This is a genomic window from Achromobacter sp. ACM04 (assembly GCF_014851465.1).
Taxonomy (GTDB): domain Bacteria; phylum Pseudomonadota; class Gammaproteobacteria; order Burkholderiales; family Burkholderiaceae_B; genus Achromobacter; species Achromobacter aegrifaciens.
The window spans coordinates 533,994-556,243 of record NZ_JACUZS010000002.1; the positions used below are offsets into that span (position 1 = coordinate 533,994).

At 68.1% G+C, this 22,250-nt stretch carries 15 protein-coding genes; 12 read left to right on the top strand and 3 right to left on the bottom strand.

What is annotated here, in order from left to right; translation table 11 throughout:
• Positions 1–131: 131 nt before the first annotated feature.
• The 5 genes from IB259_RS13355 to IB259_RS13375 are packed head-to-tail and all read left to right on the top strand — an operon-like array spanning position 132 to position 4,935.
• Positions 132–887 carry an ABC transporter substrate-binding protein gene (locus IB259_RS13355; protein ID WP_175160237.1) on the top strand — a complete coding sequence of 252 codons (756 nt, stop codon included), beginning with the start codon at positions 132–134 and terminating at the stop codon, positions 885–887.
• 54 nt (positions 888–941) lie between these two features.
• Positions 942–1,601, top strand: a complete 660-nt coding sequence (locus tag IB259_RS13360) for an amino acid ABC transporter permease (protein ID WP_054451769.1) — start codon at positions 942–944, stop codon at positions 1,599–1,601.
• Positions 1,598–2,329, top strand: coding sequence for an amino acid ABC transporter ATP-binding protein (locus IB259_RS13365; RefSeq protein ID WP_054451772.1), 732 nt, complete (start codon positions 1,598–1,600; stop codon positions 2,327–2,329). The genes IB259_RS13360 and IB259_RS13365 overlap by 4 nt, the downstream gene beginning before the upstream one ends.
• A 10-nt stretch (positions 2,330–2,339) precedes the next feature.
• A complete protein-coding gene (locus IB259_RS13370; RefSeq protein ID WP_192329255.1) occupies positions 2,340–3,638 on the top strand; it encodes an FAD-binding oxidoreductase in 1,299 nt (432 codons plus the stop codon).
• A 28-nt stretch (positions 3,639–3,666) separates the two neighbouring features.
• Complete coding sequence (locus IB259_RS13375) at positions 3,667–4,935, top strand: FAD-binding oxidoreductase (protein ID WP_192329257.1); 1,269 nt, start codon at positions 3,667–3,669, stop codon at positions 4,933–4,935.
• A 43-nt stretch (positions 4,936–4,978) separates the two neighbouring features.
• Here the strand turns inward: IB259_RS13375 and trpA are convergent, their stop codons facing one another.
• Together trpA and trpB are read right to left on the bottom strand one after the other, a co-directional pair.
• On the bottom strand, positions 4,979–5,764 hold the full coding sequence (gene trpA / locus IB259_RS13380; protein ID WP_175160247.1) for a tryptophan synthase subunit alpha: 786 nt from the start codon (positions 5,762–5,764) through the stop codon (positions 4,979–4,981).
• Positions 5,761–6,969 (bottom strand): tryptophan synthase subunit beta, encoded by a 1,209-nt coding sequence (trpB, locus tag IB259_RS13385; protein WP_054451780.1) that lies wholly within the window; start codon positions 6,967–6,969, stop codon positions 5,761–5,763. The genes trpA and trpB overlap by 4 nt, the downstream gene beginning before the upstream one ends.
• A 110-nt stretch (positions 6,970–7,079) precedes the next feature.
• On the opposite strand from trpB, the gene IB259_RS13390 reads away from it, so the two are divergent.
• The 7 genes from IB259_RS13390 to IB259_RS13420 all read left to right on the top strand — a co-directional run bounded on the left by IB259_RS13390 (position 7,080) and on the right by IB259_RS13420 (position 16,051).
• Positions 7,080–7,958 carry a LysR substrate-binding domain-containing protein gene (locus IB259_RS13390; protein WP_119450118.1) on the top strand — a complete coding sequence of 293 codons (879 nt, stop codon included), beginning with the start codon at positions 7,080–7,082 and terminating at the stop codon, positions 7,956–7,958.
• 67 nt (positions 7,959–8,025) lie between these two features.
• Complete coding sequence (locus IB259_RS13395; RefSeq protein WP_125471237.1) at positions 8,026–8,763, top strand: hypothetical protein; 738 nt, start codon at positions 8,026–8,028, stop codon at positions 8,761–8,763.
• 141 nt (positions 8,764–8,904) lie between these two features.
• Positions 8,905–10,986 (top strand): PIG-L family deacetylase, encoded by a 2,082-nt coding sequence (locus IB259_RS13400; RefSeq protein ID WP_054451785.1) that lies wholly within the window; start codon positions 8,905–8,907, stop codon positions 10,984–10,986.
• A 109-nt stretch (positions 10,987–11,095) separates the two neighbouring features.
• Positions 11,096–12,013 (top strand): GAF domain-containing DNA-binding protein, encoded by a 918-nt coding sequence (locus IB259_RS13405; protein WP_233564540.1) that lies wholly within the window; start codon positions 11,096–11,098, stop codon positions 12,011–12,013.
• Between the two features lie 138 nt (positions 12,014–12,151).
• Positions 12,152–13,297: a D-alanyl-D-alanine-carboxypeptidase/endopeptidase AmpH gene (ampH, locus tag IB259_RS13410; RefSeq protein WP_054451787.1), complete on the top strand. Its 1,146-nt coding sequence runs from the start codon at positions 12,152–12,154 to the stop codon at positions 13,295–13,297.
• Positions 13,294–14,466: a hypothetical protein gene (locus IB259_RS13415; RefSeq protein ID WP_370528701.1), complete on the top strand. Its 1,173-nt coding sequence runs from the start codon at positions 13,294–13,296 to the stop codon at positions 14,464–14,466. Before ampH ends, IB259_RS13415 begins: the two co-directional genes overlap by 4 nt.
• A gap of 7 nt (positions 14,467–14,473) precedes the next feature.
• Positions 14,474–16,051 (top strand): serine hydrolase, encoded by a 1,578-nt coding sequence (locus IB259_RS13420; RefSeq protein ID WP_192329259.1) that lies wholly within the window; start codon positions 14,474–14,476, stop codon positions 16,049–16,051.
• Positions 16,052–16,076: 25 nt separating this feature from the next.
• Here the strand turns inward: IB259_RS13420 and IB259_RS13425 are convergent, their stop codons facing one another.
• Entirely contained in the window at positions 16,077–22,250 is a 6,174-nt protein-coding gene (locus tag IB259_RS13425) for an autotransporter outer membrane beta-barrel domain-containing protein (RefSeq protein ID WP_192329261.1), read from the bottom strand.

Sequence of the window (22,250 nt, forward strand, 5' to 3'; positions counted from 1 at the left end):
GCCGGATTATAAAATCTACATGCGATATAAGCTTATCGCTATTCGATACGATAATGCGCACCTGACAAGGACGAAATCGGACGTCCGGTACACCGTGCAGGCGCGCGATTCCAGCTTCCAAGGGGATTCCGATGCTGCACAAAGTGTTGAAAACGTTGGTGGCGACGGCGCTGTGCGCCGCCGCCCTGTCGGGCGCGCACGCCCAGACCGTCAAGGTAGGCGCCACGCCGACCGCGGTGCCGTTCAACTTCCTGGATCCGAAGACCAATACCCTGCAGGGCGTGATGATCGACATCGCCCACGCAGTGGGCAAGCAGGCCGGCTTCACTGCGGAAGTCATGCCCATCCCGTTCGCCTCGCTGGTGCCGGCCCTGCAGACCAACAAGATCGACATCATCGCCTCGGCCTTCGCCAAGACGCCGCAGCGCGCCGAAGTGGTCGATTTCACGCAGTTGGTGGTGGAGTACGGCGAGGCCCTGATCGTGCCGGAGAAGGACAAGACCGATTACAAGAGCATTGCCGACCTGAAGGGCAAGACCGTCGGCGTGCAAATCGGCACGCTCTACGTCGAGCCGTTGAAGGCCGCGCCCGGCCTCAAGGAAATCAAGATGTACGAAACCATGTCCGACCTGGTGCGCGACGTGGCGCTCGGACGCCTGGACGCGGCCTTCGGCGACGGACCGGTGATTTCCTACCAGGTCCGCACCCAGGGCGTGCGCAACGTGCGCTACGTCGAAAGCTATCAGCCTGCCATGCCCACCAACATCGCGCTTGCCGTGCGCAAGGGAGACGCCGAACGCGTCAAGCAGCTCAACGCGGCCATCGATGTGCTGCGCCAGGACGGCACCCTTGCCGCCATCATGAAGAAGTGGGGCGTCGCGCCCTGATCCCGAGCGCCGCGGCCCGATCCGCCGCGGCGCGCCGCCTAACAGGTATCCAAGATGTTCCAGTCATTTTTCAGTGACGCCGCGGAGTTCTTCCCGGTGCTGATGCAGGGGGTGCTGACGACCATCGCCATTACTGCGGCGGCGCTGGTCATCGCCACGGCGCTCGGCCTGTTCTGGGCTCTGCTGCGGGTCAGCGGCGTTGCGCCGCTATCGCACGCCAGCCGCATCCTCACCAACATCATCCGCGGCGTTCCCATCATCGTCGTGCTGTTCTACATGTACTTCGTGCTGCCCGAAATCGGTATCAGCCTGACCGCCTTCCAGGCCGGCGCGCTGGGCCTGGGCATCGCGTACTCCTCGTACATGTCGGAAGTGTTCCGCTCGGGCATCGACGCGGTCGATCCCGGCCAGTTCGAAGCTGCCCAGTCGCTGGGCATGTCGCGCGCCAAGCTGATGCGCCGCGTGGTGCTGCCGCAGGCCTTCAAGGTCGCGCTGCCGCCCTACGGCAACAACGTGGTCATGATGCTGAAGGATTCCTCGCAAACAGCGGTCATCACCGTGGTCGAGCTGTCCATGCAGAGCAAGCTGATTGCATCTTCCACCTTCAAGAGCGCCACCATCTTCACGCTGGTAGCCCTCATGTACCTGGCCATGAGCCTGCCCATGATGTACTTCATCGGCAAACTTGAACGCCGACTGGGGCGCCGCCAATGATCAAGATCGAAAACCTCAGCAAGTCGTTCGGCGCCCACCGCGTGCTGGAAGGCATCGACGCCGAAATCCAGCAGGGCGAAGTGGTCTGCCTGATCGGCCCGTCGGGCTCCGGCAAATCCACGCTCCTGCGCTGCATCAACGGCCTGGAACGCTACGACGGCGGCCGTATCACGATCGACGGCGTCACCGTGGACGCGCGCCGCAAGGACATCCAGAACATCCGCCAGCGCGTGGCCATGGTGTTCCAGCGCTTCAACCTGTTCCCGCACCGCACCGCGCTGGAGAACGTCATCGAAGGCCCGGTGCACGTCAAGGGCGAAAGCGTCGAGTCCGCCACCGCGCGCGGCCGCGAGATCCTGGCGTCGGTCGGCCTGGCCGAGAAGATGAACCACTATCCGCAGCAGCTCTCCGGCGGCCAGCAGCAGCGCGTGGCCATCGCCCGTGCGCTGGCGATGGAACCCGAGGCCATCCTGTTCGACGAGCCGACCTCGGCGCTGGATCCGGAACTCGTGGGCGAGGTGCTGTCCGTGATGCGCACGCTGGCCGAGAAGGGCATGACCATGGTCATCGTCACGCACGAAATGGACTTCGCGCGCAACGTCTCTGACCGCGTTCTGTTCCTGGAAAACGGCCGTATCGCCGAACAGGGCCCCTCGCGCGAAGTGCTGACCAATCCCCGCAACGAACGCATGCGCGATTTCCTCAAACGCGTCACCCACGCCCAGTAGCTCCGGCACCATGAACAACGATCTGTTTTCGCCCGCAGCCACGCTGTGGGCCGCGACCGCGCCTGCGCGCGCCGCCTCGCCGGCGCTGGCCGGTCCGCTGCATGTCGACGCCGCCGTGGTCGGCGGCGGCTTCACCGGCCTGTCGGCCGCCTTGCATCTGGCCGAGGCCGGCTTCAAGGTGGCGCTGTTCGAATCCCATGAAGTGGCCCACCGCGCCTCCGGACGCAACGGCGGCCAGGTGGTGCCGGGCTTCAAGCCCGGCCCTGCCGCGCTGATCCGCCGCTTCGGCGCGGACACGGCGACGCGCATGATGCGCTTTGCCTACGGCAATGCCGATTACCTTTTCGAACTGGCCGAACGCCTGCGCATCGATTGCTCGCCCACCCGCAACGGCTGGATCCAGGGCGCGTTCTCGGCGGCATCGGGCAGCTATCTCAAAAACCGCGCGCGGGAGCTGAACACCCATGGCGGCGACGTCGAATACCTGGACGCCGGCGCGATGCGCGCAGCCACCGGATCCTCGTTCTGGCCCGCGGGCCTGCGCGAAAAGCGCGCGGGCGCGGTGCAGCCGCTGGCCTTCGCGCGCGGACTGGCGCGCGCGGCGCAGGACGCAGGCGCGGCGGTGCACGACCACTCGCCGGTGTCCGCCATCGCGCCCACGCCTGACGGCGGCGCGACGCTGAGCGTCAACGGCTTTGCGGTCCAGGCGCGCCACGTCGTCCTGGCGACCGACGCCTACACCGACCGGCTGTGGCCGGCCGTCGCGCAGTCGTACGTCAACGTATCCAGCGCGCAGATCGCCACCGATCCCCTGCCGCAAGCGCTACAGGAGCAGTTGTTGCCGCTGCGCGCCGGCATCTCCGAGACGCGCAAGATCACCTACTACTGCCGGATCGACCCCGAGGGGCGCTTCGTCATCGGCGGCCGCGGGCACTCGTCCGAGCGCCTGGACCCGTCAACTGGCGAGCAGCTGCGCCGCGCTGCGGTCGCGCGCTTCCCGCAGTTGGCCGACGCCGCCTGGCGCCATGGCTGGGCTTGCCGCGTGGGCATGACCATGGACGACCTGCCTCGCGTGCATCGGCTGGCGCCGGGCATCTGGACCGCCTACGGCTACTGCGGACGCGGCGTGGCCATGGGCACGGCGCTGGGCCGCGTGCTGACCGACGCCATCCGCGGCGTGCCGGCAGGTGAACTCGACTTCCCCGTCACGCCCATCGAGCGCATGCCCTTCTACCCGGCGCGGCAATTCGGCGCCACGCTGGCCATCAACTGGTACCGCCTGCGCGACGCGCTGGGCTACCCCGCCTGACCCCCTGCCCTGGCGCTTTCACTTTGCCATGACGACACAAACGCAATTTCCTGCCACGGTGGACGTGGCCATCATCGGCGGCGGCATCATAGGCGTGAGCACGGCGCTCGCGCTGGCGCGCGGCGGCGTGCGCTGCGCGCTGTTCGAGAAAGGCACGCTGGCCTGCGAGCAGTCCTCGCGCAACTGGGGCTGGGTACGCACCTTGGGACGCGACCTGCCCGAAGTGCCGCTGGCGCTGCGCGCCAACCAGCTCTGGCGCGAGATCCAGGCCCAGGTCGAAGTCGGCTACCGCCGCAACGGGCTGGTCTACCTGCAAGAAAACGAGACGGACGCCGCCGAGCACGAAAGCTGGCTGGCCAAGGCGCGCGCCTATGGCGTAGAGGCCGACATGCTGGGCCGCGAAGCAGCCCTGCGCCTGCTGCCCAGTTCCGGACGCGCCTGGACGGGCGCGCTCTACAGCGCCGCCGACGGGGTGGCCGAGCCGCAGATCGCCACCCAGGGCGTCGCGGCGCTGGCGCGCCAAGCCGGCGCGCTGATATACGAAAACTGCGCCGTGCGCGGCGTGGAGACCAGCGCCGGCCGCGCCGACACCGTCATCACCGAACGCGGTACGCTGCGCGCGCAGGCGGTGCTGGTGGCCGCCGGCGGCTGGTCGCGCCTGTTCTGCGGCAATCTGGGCGTGGACTTTCCGCAGTTGAAGGTGCGCGGTTCGGTGTTGCGCACCGAACCTTTCGACGCCGGCGTTTCGCTGGCAATCAACGGCAAGGACTTCACCTGCCGCAAGCGCGCCGACGGCGGCTATACCGTCTCGCAGTTCTCGGCCTCGCTGGCCGAACTGGTGCCGGACAGTTTCCGCCTGATGGGCAAGTTCCTGCGCGCCTGGATCGCCAACAACTCGCTGGTCCGGATCCGCTTCAGCAAGCGCTTCTTCGAAGAACTGGCGACGCCGCGCCGCTTTCCGGCCGACCGCGAAACGCCTTACGAGCGCTGCCGCGTGCTCGATCCCGCGCCTTACAAACGCGGGATCGACCAGGCCTGGGAGCGCCTGCTGCGCGCCTTCCCCGTGTTCCAGCAGGCCCGCATCGCGCAATCCTGGGGCGGCTACATCGACGTGACGCCGGACGCCATGCCTGTCATCGCGCCGGTCGCCGCCGTGCCGGGGCTTTACTTGGCATCCGGCTTCTCCGGACACGGATTCGGCATCGGTCCCGCGGTGGGTGAAACCTTGGCCGCCCTTATCCAGGGGAACGAAACACCCGTCGATATCAGGCCGTTCCGGCTGGAGCGGTACGCCTGAGGCATGCGCGCTGCCCGGCCTTTCAGGACGGCGCACGCGCCGTCTACCCCCGCAGCGCCGCCGCCAGCCCCCGCACCTCGCCCAGCGCGCCCGCCACGCCCTGCTCCGCCAGCACTTGCGCAAGCCGCGAGCCGACCACCACCAGATCGGCATGCCGCGCGACGAGCCGGGCTTCATCAGGCGAACGCACGCCGAAGCCCGCAGCCACCGGCAGCCTGGTATGCGAGCGCAGCCGGTCCAGATCCTGCGCGATGCGGCGCTCGTCAGGCAAGTCCGCACCCGTCGTGCCGGCCAGCATGATGTGATAGACAAACCCGCTGGCGTCGCGCAGCAAGCCCGCCAGCCGCGCGTCCTCGGACGTGGGCGCGGACATCCGGATCAGATGCAGGCCATGCGCGCGCGCCGCGCGGCTGATCTCGTCGGCATGTTCGAGCGGCAGGTCAATGAGGATCAGGCCGTCCGCGCCCGCCGCGGCCGCGTCCTCGATGAAGCCTTCAACCCCATGCCGCAGGATGGGATTCAGATAGCCCATCAGCACCAAGGGCGTATGCGCGTCCGCCTCGCGGAAATCGCGCACCAGGGTCAGCGTGCGCTTCAGGGTCTGGCCGCCGGCCAGCGCACGCACGTTGGCCCGCTGCAGCACGGGACCGTCCGCGACCGGATCGCTGAACGGCATGCCGAGTTCGATCACGTCCGCACCCGCCGCGCGCAAGCCGCGCAGCAGCTCCAGGCATGCGGCAGGATCGGGATCGCCCGCCGCAAAATAGGTCACCAGCCCACTGCGTCCAGATTGGCGCAGCTCCGCCAAGGTTCGATCAAGCCGGGTCATGCCGCCACCTCGCCAAATTGAGTCACCGTGTCCATGTCCTTGTCGCCGCGTCCGCTCAGGCACACGACGAGAATCTCGTGGGGCGCCATCCGCGGCGCCAGCTTGCGCACATAGGCCAGCGCATGCGCGCTTTCCAGCGCGGGCAGGATGCCTTCCTTGCGCGTCAGCCAATGGAAGGCCGACACGGCCTCGGCATCCGTGACCGACACGTAGTCCACGCGCTTGCGGTCATGCAGCAAGGCGTGTTCGGGCCCGACGCCCGGATAGTCGAGGCCGGCCGATATCGAATGCGCGTTGACGATCTGGCCGTCTTCGTCCTGCAGGTAATAGCTGCGGCAGCCGTGCAGCACGCCCTCGTGGCCCGCGCTGATGCTGGCCGCATGCGCCCCGCTGGCCAGGCCCAGCCCGCCGGCTTCGACGCCGTACAGACGCACGTCTGCCAGTTCCAGAAAGGGGTAGAAAAACCCCATCGCGTTGGAGCCTCCGCCTACGCAGGCCACCATGGCGTCGGGCACGCGGCCGGTCTTGGCCGCGATCTGCTGGCGCGTCTCCTCCCCGATCACCTTCTGGAACTCGCGCACCAGCCAGGGATAAGGATGCGGTCCGGCGCCGGTGCCCAGCAGGTAGTACGTGTCGGCGGGATGGGCGATCCAGTCGCGCAAGGCCTCGTTCATCGCGTCCTTCAGGGTGGCGGTGCCGGCGTGCACCGCGCGCACCTCGGCGCCCAGCATCCGCATGCGGCGCACGTTGACGGACTGGCGCTCCATGTCTTCGGCGCCCATGTAAACCACGCACTGCAGGCCGAACAGGGCGCAGACGGTGGCAGTCGCCACGCCATGCTGGCCCGCGCCGGTTTCGGCAATGATGCGGCGCTTGCCCATGCGGCGCGCCAGCAGGATCTGCCCCAGGCAGTTGTTGATCTTGTGCGCGCCGGTGTGGTTGAGGTCTTCGCGCTTGAGGTAGACCTGCGCGCCGCCCAGCTCCCCGGAAACGCCGCGCGCCAGGAACAGCGGGCTCGGCCGGCCCACATAGTCGGCCAGCAGGCCGCGGTAGGTCTGCCAGAAGTCCTCGTCCGCCAGCGCCGCCTTGAACTGGCGTTCAAGTTCGTCCAGGGCGGGGACCAGCGTTTCGGGCATGTAGCGGCCGCCGTAGGGGCCGAATTGGCCTCGGCTGTCGGGCGCGGCCGGATGGATGGCGAGTGGCATGGATAGGTTTTCCGTGACGGGATGAGTAGGATTTTCCTTATGCTATCGTCACAAAATACTTATTTGAATCAATGATTTATTTCCCATATATGTAAGCTCAGCTAACAATCATGAGACGTCTGCCATCCCTCAATGCCCTGCGATTCTTCGACAGCGCGGCCCGCCAGGCGAGTTTCACGCTGGCCGCCAAGGAACTCTGCGTGACCCATAGCGCAGTCAGCCAGCAGATCCGGCAACTGGAAGAATGGCTGGGCTGCGCCTTGTTCGAGCGGCGCGCGGGGCGCGTCCACCTGACCGCGGCGGGCCTGGACCTGCAGCGCGCGGCGCATGACGCCTTCGACCTGCTGGAGCGCCGCTGCGACGAACTCAGGCGCGGCACGCAGCCGGCCGAATTGGCGGTGGGTGCGCCCGCCAGCTTTCTTTCCAACTGGTTGATCCCGCGGCTTGAACAATTCGAAGCCCTGCATCCGGACATCCGCATCAGGCTGCAGACAGCCGCAGATGCCGCCCTGTTGAACACGCAGCGCGTGGATGCGCTGATCCTGGCCGGGCGCGCCTGGCCGCAAGAATGGGGCGTCACCCCGCTCTTCGCCGAAACCATAGGCCCGGTCTGCACCCCGACCCTGGCCGCGCATATCCGCGATGCGGCCGACGTGCTGGATACGCCGCTGCTGCACACCAGTTCGCGGCCCGACGCCTGGAAGGATTGGGCGGCGCGCCAGGGCATCGCGCTGACGCCACGGCAAGCGGGGCGCGAGTTCGACCATCTGGGCCACATGCTGGAGGCCGCCGCGGCCGGGTTGGGCGTGGCCATCGCGCCGGCGGTGCTGGTGGAGGCCGAACTGCACCGAGGCAGGCTGGCCGCGCCGCTGGGCTTCATCGAAAGCGGCGCGGCCTTCAGCCTGTGCCTGCGCAAGGATGCGGTCCGCGCCGACGCCGCGCATGAACGCCTGCGCGACTGGCTGCTGGCCAGCGCCGGCGCGAACTGACGCCCTCCACGCTGCGCGCGCAAACCGGTTACCCTTGCGCGCCGAACCACACTGCCGCAACGTATCCATGAAAAAGCTCTGCGCGATGTTGGGCCTGCTGGTCCCCACGCTGGCCAGCGCCGCCTACAGTCTTTCCGCCACCGAGGCGGCCGTGCTGGAAGCCGTGCTGCGCGACGAGCTCGACACCTACCTGCAAGGCGGCAACAGCCTTATCGGCGCAAGGCTCGGCCTGCCCGCCGCGACCGCCGAAACCGTGTCCCGGGCTTATGCCAACGGCCCGACTGCGCGCTTTCCTGCGTCGCTGGATGTGACCATGCTGATCGCCGGCCCGGTCGATGCCGGCAAGCGCACGAACGGACGGATAGTGTCGTTCGCCACCTCGGGATCGCCGACTGTCCAGGCCCAGTTGCCGGCGGGCCTCCTGCCCGCTCCACGCCTGGCCTTGGCATGCAGCCGCATGGAATTGATCGACGAGTCACCCACCTTCATGGACTGCCGCGACGGCGCGCTTGCCGGCAAAGAGGAGACTGCCCGCCTCAAGCGCGACCTGGACGACTTCTACCTGGGCAAGCCGACCGCCGTCCAGGTGTCCCAGCTGGCCGTCAACATATCGGTGTACGCCAGCCTGCTGGCGCCCGGCCACGGCTGCCCGAAGGACATCGAAACATGCCGCCAGGCCATCCAGGCCGTCGACGGCGCAAGCCAAAGCAAGCAACTGCCGGCAATCGTGCGGCGCTTCCAGCAGGCGGGGCTGGATCTCAGCCCGTACCAGGGCGATAAGGCCATGGCCGCGCCCAACCGCTAGCGCGGGCGGACCGGCCGCGCCATGCCGGAATGAGGGCCACGGGGCCGTCTGTACCGCCCCCATTTACCGCCATCCCGCACCGCTATACTGGTCCCACCTCAATACCCCTTACGCGCCGCGCCTTTTCTGCTGCGCCCCGTTATGCACGTCTTGTTGGCCATGCTGCGCCCCCTTGGCCGGGCGCTACTCTGTACCGTCGCCACTCTGCTCTCCGCCCAAGCGTTCGCCGCTCCGCCGACGCTGGCGCAATGCCATGGCATCAAGGACATGGCTTTCGTCGCCCACCTGGACGACGACCTGCTGTTCATGAACCCGGACATCGCCTCCAACATCCAGGCAGGCGGCTGCGTGCGGCTGGTCTACCTGACCGCAAGCGATGCCGGCGAAGGCGATACCTACATGCTGGGACGCGAGCGCGGCGTGCGCTCCGCCTATGCCTATATGGCGCATCAACCGGACGAATGGAAGGAAGACGCCGGCATCGCGGGCGGACGGCACATCGCGCGCTTTACCCTCAAGGGCAATCCGCGCGTGCAGCTTTGGCACATGCGCCTGAAGGATCCCTGGCTGGGCAAGGGCTGGGGCAGCCTGACGCCGCTGAGCCGCACTGAATCCGTACCCGGCCAGAACGTCGACACGCTCGGCCCCTATGCCGAGTCCTACACGCGCGAACAGTTGATCGACACCCTGGCCGACCTGATCCGCCAGTACGCGCCGACCACGGTACGCCATCTCGACGATACGATCGCCGTGCCTTACACGCAGCTGTGCTGGCGCTGCGCCGGCCATGGCCATCCCGACCATATCGCCAGCGCGCGGCTGGCGCGCGAAGCCATGCTGCGCGCGCCCGGCAACTACGCCGAGATGGGCTACGTCGATTACCCCAGCCAGGAGCGCGCCACCAACCTGACTCAGGCCGAAATCGCCAGCAAGTCGCTGACCTTCCAGCACTACGCCTGGAACGACTACCACTATTGCGCCGGCCCCACCGGCTGCAAGGAGCCCGCCGGCCCCGCGGCCGCCTGGGTGCAGCGCGCCTATTACGTGTCGCGCCAGGACATCGCGCCGCAGCTCTACCCGGACGGGCGCGGCGGCCTGGTGGTGTTCGCTGCCGGCGAAACCAATGGCGCCGTCAACCGCTGGGACGCGGACCAGCGGCGTTGGCAAAGCCTGGGCGGGCGCACCAACGGCCCGCTGGTGTCGTACACCCATACCGACGGCACGGCCGGCCTGATGGCGCGCGACCCGCTGGGCGGCGTGTGGGCCAACAAACAGCGCCACGACGGCACCTGGCAAGGCTGGCAGGCCTTGGGCGGCCTGCGCGTGACCCAGATCCCGGCGGTTGCGCCGCGCGGCGAAGCCGCCGCCGTGGCGCTGGGCTACGACGGCCTGCTGCACTGGATCACGCCCTCCGGCGTCGACGGCAGCTGGGGCGCCTGGCAGGACCTGCCGCCGCTGGAGGGCGTGACCGGCGCCCCCGCTGCGGCGCTGGGCGGCGACGGACGCTACATCATCTTCGCGCTCACCGGGACCGGCGAGCTCCACTACACCCGCCAACTGCCGGCCGCCAAAGGCCAGCTCCCCGAATGGCAGGACTGGCGCCGCGTGCCCGCGCCCCAGGCCGCCGGCGGCCTGGCGGCGATCCGCAATCACCAGGACCGCGTCGAACTCTATTTCCGCCAGCGCGGCAACAACCATCTGACCCGCCTGATGGAGACCGGCGACACCACCGATCTCGACATGGAATGGAGCGCGCCGACCGACATGGGCGTGCCCTATATCGGCCGCCCAGCCATTAGCGCCGACGCCGGCGGCAACGTCATGATTGCCGTGCTGGAACGCGCCGGCGGACAACTGTGGCTGGTGGAACACGGCAGGCCGTCCAAGCTCGACGCCCAGGCCGCCTCGCCGCCTGCGCTCAATCTGGTCAATGGCACGCTCTACATCGTCGCCCGCGCCACCGGCGCCCCGCAGCGCTACGAGGTGCTGTCGCGCCACGATGGCAACTGGACCCGCGGCGTGACCCTGGAGGGTGTGCCATCGGCCGGCGGCGGCCCCTTCGAAACCGTGGCCGCGCGCCCCATCGACCTGCCCAAGCTCGGCGCCAACGACGCCAACAAGGCGGCGGTGGTGCGCCCCTCTGCAGAGGATCCCGGCACGCTCAGCGTGGGCCGCATGCCGACGCAGGCCTCCCAGGCGGCGACGCCGACCACGGTGCGATGATGATTTCAGATCTTGTCATCCCTCGTTACCAGAGGGAAAATCCAGCCTAGCCGCGGGGCCCGGCCCGCGAGCGCGCCAAGCGCCATGTCGCCGCAGGGGGGAACCGCAAGTGAAGGATGCAGTCCAGTACCAGACTCACCCCGCCACCCTGCTTGAACCCGATCCCTCGTCGGACTGGCTCTACCACTGCGCGATGAGCCTGCTCAAGCTCCCCGCCGACGACGCGATCTCCGAACAGCTGGCCTACATGGGCGAGACCTCGGACGTGGACCGGTCATGGATGATCGAGTACCGCCCGGACATGCTGCGCCTGCGCAATACCCATGAATGGTGCCGCGGAAAGACCGAACCCTTCGTCGCCGAACTCCAGGACGTGCCGACCACGCTGATCGCCTGGCTGCACAAATTCATGGTCAAAGGCCAGGCGGTCGCCATCCACGACGTCAACGACCTGCCCCGCACCGCGCGCGCCATCCAGGTCGAATTCCAGCGCCAGGGCAACAAGAGCGTGCTGAGCGTGCCGGTTTTCCATGACGGGAAGCTCTACGGCATCATCGGCTTCGACACCACCGTGCGGCACCGGGCCTGGTCCGCCGCCGAAGTCCGCGCCCTCTACCAATGCGCCAACCTGATAGGCCAGGCCAAATACGGCAACAGCCGCGAGCGCGGCCGCGCGCCGCGCTACGACAGCGCCACATCGGTGATCTATCTCAGCATGCGAGGCGTGGTCCGCGGCGTGCAGCCTGAAACCATCGTAGGCGTGCGCTCGGCGGGCAACTACAGCGAAATCTGGCTGGAAGACGGGTCGATGGTGCTGGACTCGCGCGCGCTGGGCATATGGTCGACCCTCCTGCCGGAACAAACCTTCTTCCGGGTGCACCGCACCGCCATTGCGAACGCGTTGCATGTCATGGACGTGGACCGCCGCAGCGTGGACAAGTGGCTGATCCGGATGCGGGCCGTGGACGAGACCTGGCCGGTGTCGCGCTCCTACCGCAAGCCGCTGCGCGAACGCATGGGCATCTGAACCCGGCGCGCCTCTGAAATATGCAGTTCGTCATGCCGGCATGTTGTTTCGTCCTGCCGCAAGTGGCCGCGCAACGAGTTTTTGGGATCATCGCAGGCGAAGGAACATCCGTTCCCGAAGTCCCGCAGAGAGAACCGCATGCTGACGTCCCGCATACTGCCGCGCATCACCTCCCTAGCCTTGAGCGCCGCCTGCGCACTGGGCGCCAGCCAGGTCCGCGCGGCCGACCTGGCGCTGCAGGATGCCGTCTCCATGGCCGGCATGCAGCTGTACCTGAACTCGGGTGCGCCAGGAATGATCATCGCGGCCGTGCGCGGCGACGAGGTCGTGATTCAGGGCTATGGCGAAACCGCGCCCGGCAGCGGCGTGGAGCCGGATGGCCGCTCCATTTTCAGGATCGCTTCAGTATCCAAGGTGTTCGCTGGCGACGTGTTGGCGGCGTTGGCAGCCAAGGACAAGCTCAAGCTGACGGATCCGCTGGCCAAATATGCGCCGGAAAACGCCAAGGTCGAAACCAACGGCCGCCCGCTGACGCTGCTGGACCTGGCCACGCATTCGGCCGGCCTGCCGCGTGAACTGCCCAATCCTGACGCCAAGCCCTCCGACAATCCGTTCGCCGCGTTCGACCGCGCCTATTACTGGAAATGGATCGGCAGCCACAAGCCGGCCTATGTGCCCGGCACCACCACGCTGTACTCCAACCTGGGCTTCGGCCTGCTGGGCGATGCGCTGGCCAAGGCCGGCGGCGCGGACTATTCCACCGTGCTGGCCAACGAGGTGCTGAAGCCCGCCGGCATGACCGACACCACCAATGCGCTTGACGACGCGCAGAAAAAGCGCCTGATGACCGGGCTGGATCCCTTCGACAAGCCCGATCCCAATGCCCCGGTGCCGGACGTGATGTACGCCAGCGCCGGCATCTACTCCACCGCCGACGACATGGCGCGCTGGATGCGCTGGCACCTGGACGGCGCCAAACAATCGAAGCAGGCGTCGTTGCTGGCGCACACGATGTGGCTGCCCTATGACGGACTGAAGTCCGTCGTAGGCACGGAAGTCACCGACGCCGACGGCATGGGCCTGGGCTGGGTCGTGACCCTGCCGCGCAATGGCGCGCCCTTGCTGCTGGGCAAGAGCGGCGGCCTGGGCGGCTTCATGTCCTACGCCGTGCTGTCGCCCAACCGCGGGCTGGGCGTGTTCGTCGTCGCCAGCCGCGTGAACTTCGCCATGTTCAACAACATCCATTCCCAGGTGCGTGAACTGGCGGCCGAGTTGGCGCGGTGAACGGATTCTGCCGGCCGCTGCGCCAGGCCGCAACGGCCGCGCTGCTGAGCATGGCCGCGCAAGGCGCATGCGCGCAGGAAGCCCGGGACATCTTCAAAACGGAGATCTTCCTCACGCCCTACAGCGAGCTGGGCGACGGCGGTGAAAGCTATCCACGGCTCAACGGCCGCTTCCTGCTGATGACCGGCTACACCGGCTTCTTTGGCGTGCAGGACGACAACGGCCAGCTTCCCCGCTCGCACTGGAGCAGCGTGCAACCCACGGCGGAGGCGGCCCTGGTGCTGCAACTGACGCGGCAGTTTTCGATCCGCACCAAGGCGACCTTCAACTCGTCCACCAACGACACCAAGGACAATGCGTTTTCCGATCTGGGCCTGGACCTGGACAACCTGTTCGCCGCCTATACCGCGGACAACTACGCGCTGTACGGCGGCAAGATGGATCTGGGCTTTGGCGACGCCTGGCACGTGGTCGACGGCTTGTACACAGGCTTCAACGAGAACTCGGAATTCCGCGGCTCGATCGGGGTGGGCGGACGCTACACCCTGGATACCGCGGGCCGCGGAACGCACTCCGTGGCCGCCATGCTGTTCAAGCGCGACAACACCGCGATGAACCGACGCTTCAGCCTGGACGGCGGCCTCATCGGGCCCGATCAGCCGCCGCTCTTCAGCGACCAATTGAAGTCCTTCATTCTCTCCTACGACTTCCGCGATCTGCCCGGACTGGAAGGATGGTCGGGCGGGGTGGACGCGGGCCGGCTGCATCTGGATCCGGATCAAGGAAAAAGCGCCAACACGGTATCGGCCCGCTTGCGCTACGACGCGCCGCTGGCCAACTCGTGGAACCTGAGCTGGTTCAACGAAGCCACCTATTCCAGCGCCTTTCGCGGCGCCCCCGTGTCCAACGGCAACGGCGTGACCTCGGTCTCGTTGTCGCGCGAACGCTGGCAGCTGACCGCGACAGCAGCCGTGCGCAAGCTTTCCGGCAGCGGCCAGAAGCTGGCGCAGTACGGCCTGCTGGACGATACGGATTGGGGCATTTCAGGCGCGGTTACCTACGTCACGCCCATGGGCTTCATCGTGCAGGCCGGGCTCACGCATCAGCGCGACCAGGCCCTGCGCATCAACCAGGGCGTTTTCCGCATCGCTTACCAAGCAGGATTCTGAGGCCATCATGAACCGCAAACACACGCTCGTCACCGGAGTCATCCTTCTTGCGCTGGGCGGCGCCACCGCAGCCTGGTCGCAGTCCGTGCCCATCGCCAGCGCGCCGAATCCGCCCGCGGACGCCGTCGCCATCCCTGCAGGCAGCAAGGAACGCGCGCTGCGGGAACTGCCGCAAATCATCGCGGACATCATGCAGCGCAGCCAGGTTCCGGGCATGGCCGTGGCCGTGGTCATCGACGGCAAGACCGTGCTGGCGCAGGGCTACGGCACGCGCGAGGCCGGCAAACAGGCGCCGGTGGATGCGCAGACCGTGTTCCAGATCGCATCGATCTCCAAGTCGCTGTCGGCGACGGTGGCGGCCATTGAAGTGTCCAAGGGCCGCGCAGCCTGGGACGATCCGGTCTCGCGCTACCTGCCGGACTTCAAGCTGAGCAATGCCTACGTGTCCGAACGCGCCACGATCGGCGATTTCTTCGCGCATCGCTCCGGCCTGCCGGGCACGGCGGGCGACGATCTCGAAGACCTGGGTTTCAGCCGCGACGACGTGATCGCCCGCCTGCGCCTGCTGCCGCTGGACGCCTTCCGCACGTCCTACCACTATGCCAACTTCAGCACCACCATCGGCGCCCAGGCTGTGGCCAAGGCGGCCGGACGCCCTTGGGAGCAGTTGGCCGACGAACAGCTTTTCAAACCATTGGGCATGAAGTCGACCAGCTACCGCTACGGCGACTTCGAGGCGCGCGGCAATCGCGCCGTGCTGCACGCCTACCAGAACGGCCGCTTCGTTCCCACGGGCCAGCGCGACGCCGACCAGCAGGCGCCCGCGGGCGGCGTGTCCTCCACCGTCGTCGACCTCGCGGAATGGCTGAAGCTGCTGCTCGCCGACGGGCAATACCAGGGCAAGACCCTGATCGCCCCAGGCGCCCTGCTGCCGGCCCTGTCGCCCCAGGCATACAGCGCCCGTGCGCATGACCTGGACTCGCGCTCCGGCTTCTACGGTTATGGTTTCAACGTCAACACCGAACTGGGCGGACGTCCTTCGATGGGACATTCCGGCGCCTTCCTGATGGGAACGGGAACAACCTTCCGCATCGTCCCTTCCGCCGGCATCGGCATCGTGGTGCTGACCAATGGCGCGCCAGTGGGCGCGGCCGAATCCGTCGCGGCATCGTTCACAGACACTGCGTTGTACGGCAAGCCCACGCGCGACTGGTTCGCGGCCTACAACGGCGCCATGAAGGCGTTCTTCGAACCCCAGGCCGATCTGTCCGGACAGGCCGATCCCGCCAAGCCGGCGGCGTCGAAAGCGCTGTCGCAGTACACCGGCAGGTTCGACAATCCCTACTACGGCCCGGCCGAGATCCAGGAGGCCAACGGCGCGCTGACCCTGGTGCTGGGGCCCAAGGGCATGCGCTTCCCCTTGCGGCACTGGGACGGCGATACCTACGCCTTCTCGCCCGCGGGCGAAGCCGAACTGGTCGCCTCGCTGGCGTCCATCGTGTTCAAGATGGGCCAGGGGCGGGCCCAGGGCTTCGACATCAAGTTCTACGACGACAACGGCCTGGGCCGCTGGGTCCGCAAGTAGCCTTCCACCCTGCCGCGCCGCTTGCTCAGAAGCGGTAGGCGGCGCGCAGGGTCAGGGACTGGTCGCGGTATTCCCCGTTGCCGCGCAAGGCATATTCCGTCTTCAATTCCACGCCCTTGGGCGTGACGTATTCCAGGCCGGCTGACAGGTTGCCGTAGGTCCTGGGCATGCCCGACCGCAACGTGAAGGGCGTCGCGCCCGGTCCATTGAGCTGCATCGTCGTGACCACGTCGCCGCCGCTCAGAAAGCTCATCCCGCCGGCCACGTATGAGCGCAAGGTCGCGCCGTTGGCCAGGTCCTTGCGCCCGCCCAGCTCGATCATGGGCGAAGCCATGACCGAGGTCGTGTCGTTGCCGCGCACCTTCAGGTTCAAGGCGCCCGCGCCCTGTTCGCTATAGCCGTCCTGCCGGATATGATTCACGTCCAGATCCACATAGGGCCGCAAGTACCAGGACGGCTGGCTGAACTCGTAGGCGGTGCGCAGCCTGGCCGCAAGAAAGGACGACTCCGGCTTGCTCCTGGCCGTGCCGTCCAGCGTGCCGCGCGACATCCTGCTCTTCTCCACACCGCCGTGCACGGCAAGCGAGACCTGCCACGGCGCATTGTTGTACTTCAAGGCCAGGCCGCCCGCGTAGGTATCGCTGTTGCCAGAGAAGTCGGCGGCCGACGTGGTCTTGCCATAGGCATAGCTCAACGAACCGCCCAGGAACCAATTGGTGGCGAACTCGCGTTGCGCGCCCAGCGTGAGCGTGCTCTGGCGAACGCGGTACCCCTCGTCGTCCGAGGTGGCCTTGCGCTCGGTCCAGTTCGTGTCCAGGCGGGTCCAGACGCAATCGCCCTCGCGCAGGATCGTGCTTTCGCCGACGAAGGCCGGGCAGCTCATCATCCGGTTCATCGACGCGTAGGAGGCATGCATCTGGTTGGCGGCGCGGGCGAACTGGCCGTCGTGGGCGATGCGGTTCAGGGCGTCGCGGTACTGGTCCGCGTTCTGGACGCCCGTGAACTTGTCGAAGGTGGACGCATCGTTCGCTTTCCCCTGGTCCCACAGCGTCTGCAGGGAATTCGCGATCCGCGCGCGATCCGCGGAAAGCGGCAACGCCGCGGGCGTGAAATTGGCATCCACGGAAACGAGCGGGTCGCGCAGGAAGCCCGCGCCATTGTTCTTCAGCGCGTAGCTGAACAAGGGACTGTCGCTGGCGGTCGCGGGCATGCTGGTTTGCGCAGCGGCGAAATGGCCTATTCCCAGCCATACATTCTTCACGGGATTGTGCAGCACCGGCTTGACGGTGCCTGCGAAGGTCGATGCGCCCGTCACCGAAATGAAGTCGCTGTTATGGCCGCCGAAATTCAGATCGGGCCGGTAGGTTCCCGTATGGTTCAGCGCGCCCGTGATGCGCGTGGTCGTGTACACGCCCGGTCCGCCCGGATTCAGGAGGCCGGCGCTGTCCAGGTCGCCCTGGAAGCGGGCGCCGCTGTACAAGGCGCCGCCCGCGTTGTTGTGGAAGAGGCTGCCGCCACCCATGAGCACGTCGCCCGCCACGGTTCCGTTGTTGTTGACGACGGCTGCGCCGGCCACGTCTATGGCGGTCTGCGCCTGGATGACGCCGGCGTTGGTGATGGTGGCGCTGGCCAGCGGCGCGATCGCCAGGATGCCCGTGCCGGATGTGCTGCTGGCGCTGACCAGGGCGTTCTGACCCAGGTTGATCGAGATGGCCCGGCCTCCGCCATAGGCGCCATTGCTGATGGCGACCACGGCCGGCGAATTGGCGCCGGTGGCGACCACCTGCGCCGCGTAGCCGATGTCCACGCTTACCGGCCCGCCATAGGCCGGTTCGTTGCCGGGAGTGCTGTACTGATAGAGGCTGCCGTCCTTGAACACGCCGCCCCCGCCCACGCTCATCGCCAGGATCGCAGGCGCGTTCGCGCCCGAGGTCTGGACCGTGCCTCCCGTGCCGATGGCCACGTTGACGGCCCCGCCATTGCCCATGCCGCCAATGAGGCCGGCGTTCTGTATGAGACCGGTCGTGTAGTGCGCGGCTGACTGGTCGCCCGCCAGCCCGCCGCCGCCGCCCACGCTCTGCGCCAGTATCCCGGCGGCGCCGCTGCCCGAGGTGACGATCCGGCCCGCGATCGACAAGCTGACGACGTTCCCGTCACCGCCTTGCGCGGGAGACGAGACGGGCTTCAAGGTCACCAGCCCGGGCCGCGTTGCCAGGCCGGCGATGCCGCCCCCGCCGCCTATGCTTTGCGCGACGATGCCGTGCGAATTTACGCCAGCGGTGACGATGCTTCCGCCCACGTCCTGCGTCACGCTGACCGTTCCCCCCGGGCCGGCCATCGGCGCGCTGGAACCGAACGTGATGTTCGCCACGCTCGAGGCGGGCCCCGAGCCGTTGTCCATCGTCACCAGGCCGCCGCCCCCACCCACGCTCTGCGCCAGCACGCCGAAGGAAAGCGCGCCGTGGGTCGCGATGCTGCCGCCCAGGTTCGACACGGCAACCGTGCCGCCCGCGCCGTTCACGCTGCTCGAAAAAGGGCCACCCGTATCGGTCGCCGCGCTTCCCACCCGGATATCGACGCCGCTAAGCGCCGCGCTGGACGACACCGCCGCCATGCCGCCCCCGCCGCCCACGCTTTGCGCCAGAATTCCCGGCGCAAACCACCCCTGCGTGGCGATGCGGCCGATGTTGTTGGCGACGCTGACCGTACCGCCGGCAACTTGGGCCAGGCCGAATCCGCTGCTGTTGTTCGACGGATAATCGCCGCCCAAGGTGATCGACAGGGACGCGTTCTGCTGGATCGCGGCGAGGCTGGCGTTGCGCAAGGCGAGCGTGCTGACGCCGCCCCCTCCCCCCACGCTCTGCGCCATGATCCCGGCGGAGCCGCCCGCGCCAGTCGCCAGCGTCCCGCCATGGCTGACGTTGACCGCGCCGCCCATACTCGTCGTCATGCTCTGCCACGAGTCGCCCGTGGCCCCCAATGCGACGGTGGCGGCGGTCTGGCTCCACAGGAACAAGGGCTGGTCGACCATCGATATGCCGCCGCCGCCGCCCACGCTCTGGGCCAGGATGCCGGGCGCCTGATAGCCCTGCGTGCTGATCCGGCTGGCCGAGGCGCCGGCGTCGACCGTGACCGCGCCGCCCGCGCCGCTGGCCCCGGCCACGCCGCCGTTGCGCACATTGATCAGGGATCCCAGCAGCGATCCCCCCTTGGTTCCCAGGATGCCGACGATGCGCGTGATCTTGTCGATGATCTCGGGCGCCTGGCTGCCGGCGCCCGCGGACACGACAGCCTGCAGGTCCTGTCCGCTGGCCGCGCTTCTGCCGCCGCCACCGCCTATGCTCTGGGCGACGATGCCTGCCGAGCCGCTGCCTTGCGTGGCGATCGTTCCCGTATTGGTCACGATGGCCGGATCGGACGCGCTGCCTCCGCCCACTCCCGCCGCGCCGCCGTTGCCGCCGGTCTGGTGGGTGATGCTGGTCTGCGGCAACGCGACCGTGAACAGGTCCTGCGCGCCGGACTCGGCGGCCTTGATCAGCGCATCGATGCTGGACAGCAGCGTGGACGCCCCAGCCGAATCTATCGCCCCGGCATTGCCGCCACCACCGCCGATGCTCTGCGCCAGGATGCCCGGCGCCTGGTCTCCCGCCGTCGCGATGGCGCCATCGTTGCGCACGTCGAATGCGCTGGCAGCGCTACCCGCGCCGCCGCTGCCGCCGGTCGTGACCCCGACGGACAGGCTGACGGCCTTGCTGAACGCCAACTGCGGCCCTTTTTCCAGCCAGTCCGCCGCCTTCTCCAACAGGCCGGCGAGACTACCCGGCGCGCCCAGGATGTCGTTGAAACTGGCAGCGTCGTGCATCTGGACGATGCCGCCATTGCCCCCGCCCCCGCCTATGCTTTGCGCGACGATGCCCGCCGACCCGGCCCCCGCCGTGGCAATGGCGCCGGTGCCGGCGTTCGCTGCCTGCACCCGGCCGCCGCTGCCGCCTTGCCCACCCTGCCCGCCATGCCGCACGGACAGTTGCAGATCGATCAGCGAATTGCCGATGACCGGCGTCTTGACCGGCGCCAGGACTCCCCCGCCATTGCCTCCGCCCCCGCCTATGCTCTGGGCCACCACGCCGTTGCTTTGCGCGGCCGAGGTGCGGATGCCGCCCTCATTCGTGACCAACGCCGAGCCGCCATCACCGCCCCCTTGTCCCGCGCCGCCGTTGGATACCGCGACCGTGACCGCGCCGCTCGGGTTGTCGCCCAATTGAGGCGCGATCGTGACGACGCGGGAATTCGCCAGTCCGCCGCTGCCGCCCCCGCCGCCTATGCTTTGCGCCAGCACGCCATTGCTGTGCGCGCCCATGGTCGTGATCGTGCCCTGGCGGGCTTGCGTGAATGACACGGTGCTGCCGGAGCCGCCGCTGCCGCCCTTGCCGCCCGTCGCCACCGTCACGTTCAGCCCCACGCCCACGCCGACCGCATTGGCCGAACCGCCGCTGCCGCCTCCGCCGCCTATGCTCTGGAGGATCACGCCCGAAGCATTGCCCGCGCGGGTCAGAATCCTGCCTTGCGAGGAAAACTGGATCAGGCCGCCGTTGCCCGCCGCGCCGCCCGTGCCGCCAATGGCGACCGACGCGATCACGCCGGTGCTGTTGGCGTCGCCGCCCACGCCGCCGCCTCCGCCTATGCTCTGCAGCAGCACCGCCGCGCTGTTGTCGCCCGAGGTGTCGATGCCGCCGCTGTTGGCCATGGCGATGCCGCCTCCCGCGCCGCCCGTGCCGCCATGCCCGCCGCCCACGGCGATGATGCCGTTGCTGGACGAAGCCAGCCCGCCGCCGCCGCCCGCACTGTTGGCAATGACGGCGGCCGCATCGTTGCCGTAGGTGCTGATGACGCCCGCATTGGTGATGGAGATCGCCTGGCCCGCAACCGCGCCCGCGCCGCCGTCCCCGCCCCGTCCAAAAGCGCCGCTGGCGCCCCCGGGGCCGCCTTCTCCGCCCAGCACGCTGGCCACGATGCCTTTCGCGCCGACGCTGCCGTTGCTGCCAGCCGTGATCTTCCCCGTATTGACGATCGAGATGGCGCCAGGCGATCCGCCCGCGCCGCCGTCGTGTCCGCCGGACCACGAACCGTTGCCGCCGTTGCCGCCATTGCCCCCCTGGGTCAGCGCATAGACGCCGATCCCCCGGTTGCCGTCGGTCCTGATGGCGCCGCCGTTGGTCACGCTGACCTGGCCGGCATTGCCGCCCGCCGCGGCCTTGGTGTCAACGCCATTGGACGTCGACGCATTGCCGCCGATGGAACGGGCGATCACGCCGTACACGCCGTCGCCGTGGCCGCTGACTGACGTTCCGGCCGAGGACGTGAACATGACCGTCGAGGCATCGCCGCCCCGGCCCGCATCGCTATGCCCGCCGAAATCGCCCGTGTGCTCGGCCGCGCCCGCGGGCCCGCCCGACGAGATCAGACCCACCGCGGCACTGACATCACCCGGCCCCGGTCCGCGCGCCGTCACCGAACTCGTCCCTTGCAGTATCACGGACGCGAGTCCGGCGCTGCCGCCGTGGCCGGACGTGTAAGCGCCGCTGAAGCCGTCGGCGATGGCGCTGTCAGTCCCCGCGCCGCCCCAGGATTGGACCGCGACGCCGAACCCCGTGCCCATTACCGTAGCGTTGTCGAGCGTGATGCGCGCCTGATGCCCGTCGCCGCCGATGCCGTAACCGCCATTGGGTCCGTCCGCATTGCCCCACAGGCCGCCATTGCCGCCCGCGGAATACAAGTCTATTCCGCGGCCAGCAGCGTTGACCGTGCTGGCCGACAAGATGTAGTCGATGATCCGCCCGCCGCCGCCATTGCCCCCCCAGTGATTTTGGTTGGCATCCCTGCCGTTGCCGCCATGGCCGCCGCTGACGTCGATCAGGATGCCGGTCTGGCCGGCCCCATTGGCGCTGATGCGCTGGTTGCGGTCCGTCTGCACGAAGTCGCGCTGGCCCCATTGGCCGTCATGGCCATTGTTGGGATGATTGCCGCTGGAACAACAGGCGCCGTCGGCGCCGCGCAGTTGATAGGACAGCGGCGCGGTCTGGGAGAATGCCGGCCGCCCGAAGACGTAGAGGGCGGAGATTCCCGCATGCAAAAGCAATGCCAGCCTGGAAAGCCGCAGGCCGTTGCGGCCGGGCTTTGGAATATCTTGCGGGGAGATCAT

What these genes read in the sequence shown, in the direction of transcription:
- IB259_RS13355 (WP_175160237.1), top strand. Translation starts at nt 132, where the DNA reads ATGCTGCACAAAGTGTTGAAAACGTTGGTGGCGACGGCGCTGTGCGCC.
- IB259_RS13360 (WP_054451769.1), top strand. Translation starts at nt 942, where the DNA reads ATGTTCCAGTCATTTTTCAGTGACGCCGCGGAGTTCTTCCCGGTGCTG.
- IB259_RS13365 (WP_054451772.1), top strand. Translation starts at nt 1,598, where the DNA reads ATGATCAAGATCGAAAACCTCAGCAAGTCGTTCGGCGCCCACCGCGTG.
- IB259_RS13370 (WP_192329255.1), top strand. Translation starts at nt 2,340, where the DNA reads ATGAACAACGATCTGTTTTCGCCCGCAGCCACGCTGTGGGCCGCGACC.
- IB259_RS13375 (WP_192329257.1), top strand. Translation starts at nt 3,667, where the DNA reads ATGACGACACAAACGCAATTTCCTGCCACGGTGGACGTGGCCATCATC.
- trpA (WP_175160247.1), bottom strand. Translation starts at nt 5,764, where the DNA reads ATGACCCGGCTTGATCGAACCTTGGCGGAGCTGCGCCAATCTGGACGC.
- trpB (WP_054451780.1), bottom strand. Translation starts at nt 6,969, where the DNA reads ATGCCACTCGCCATCCATCCGGCCGCGCCCGACAGCCGAGGCCAATTC.
- IB259_RS13390 (WP_119450118.1), top strand. Translation starts at nt 7,080, where the DNA reads ATGAGACGTCTGCCATCCCTCAATGCCCTGCGATTCTTCGACAGCGCG.
- IB259_RS13395 (WP_125471237.1), top strand. Translation starts at nt 8,026, where the DNA reads ATGAAAAAGCTCTGCGCGATGTTGGGCCTGCTGGTCCCCACGCTGGCC.
- IB259_RS13400 (WP_054451785.1), top strand. Translation starts at nt 8,905, where the DNA reads ATGCACGTCTTGTTGGCCATGCTGCGCCCCCTTGGCCGGGCGCTACTC.
- ampH (WP_054451787.1), top strand. Translation starts at nt 12,152, where the DNA reads ATGCTGACGTCCCGCATACTGCCGCGCATCACCTCCCTAGCCTTGAGC.
- IB259_RS13420 (WP_192329259.1), top strand. Translation starts at nt 14,474, where the DNA reads ATGAACCGCAAACACACGCTCGTCACCGGAGTCATCCTTCTTGCGCTG.
- IB259_RS13425 (WP_192329261.1), bottom strand. Translation starts at nt 22,250, where the DNA reads ATGATCTCCCCGCAAGATATTCCAAAGCCCGGCCGCAACGGCCTGCGG.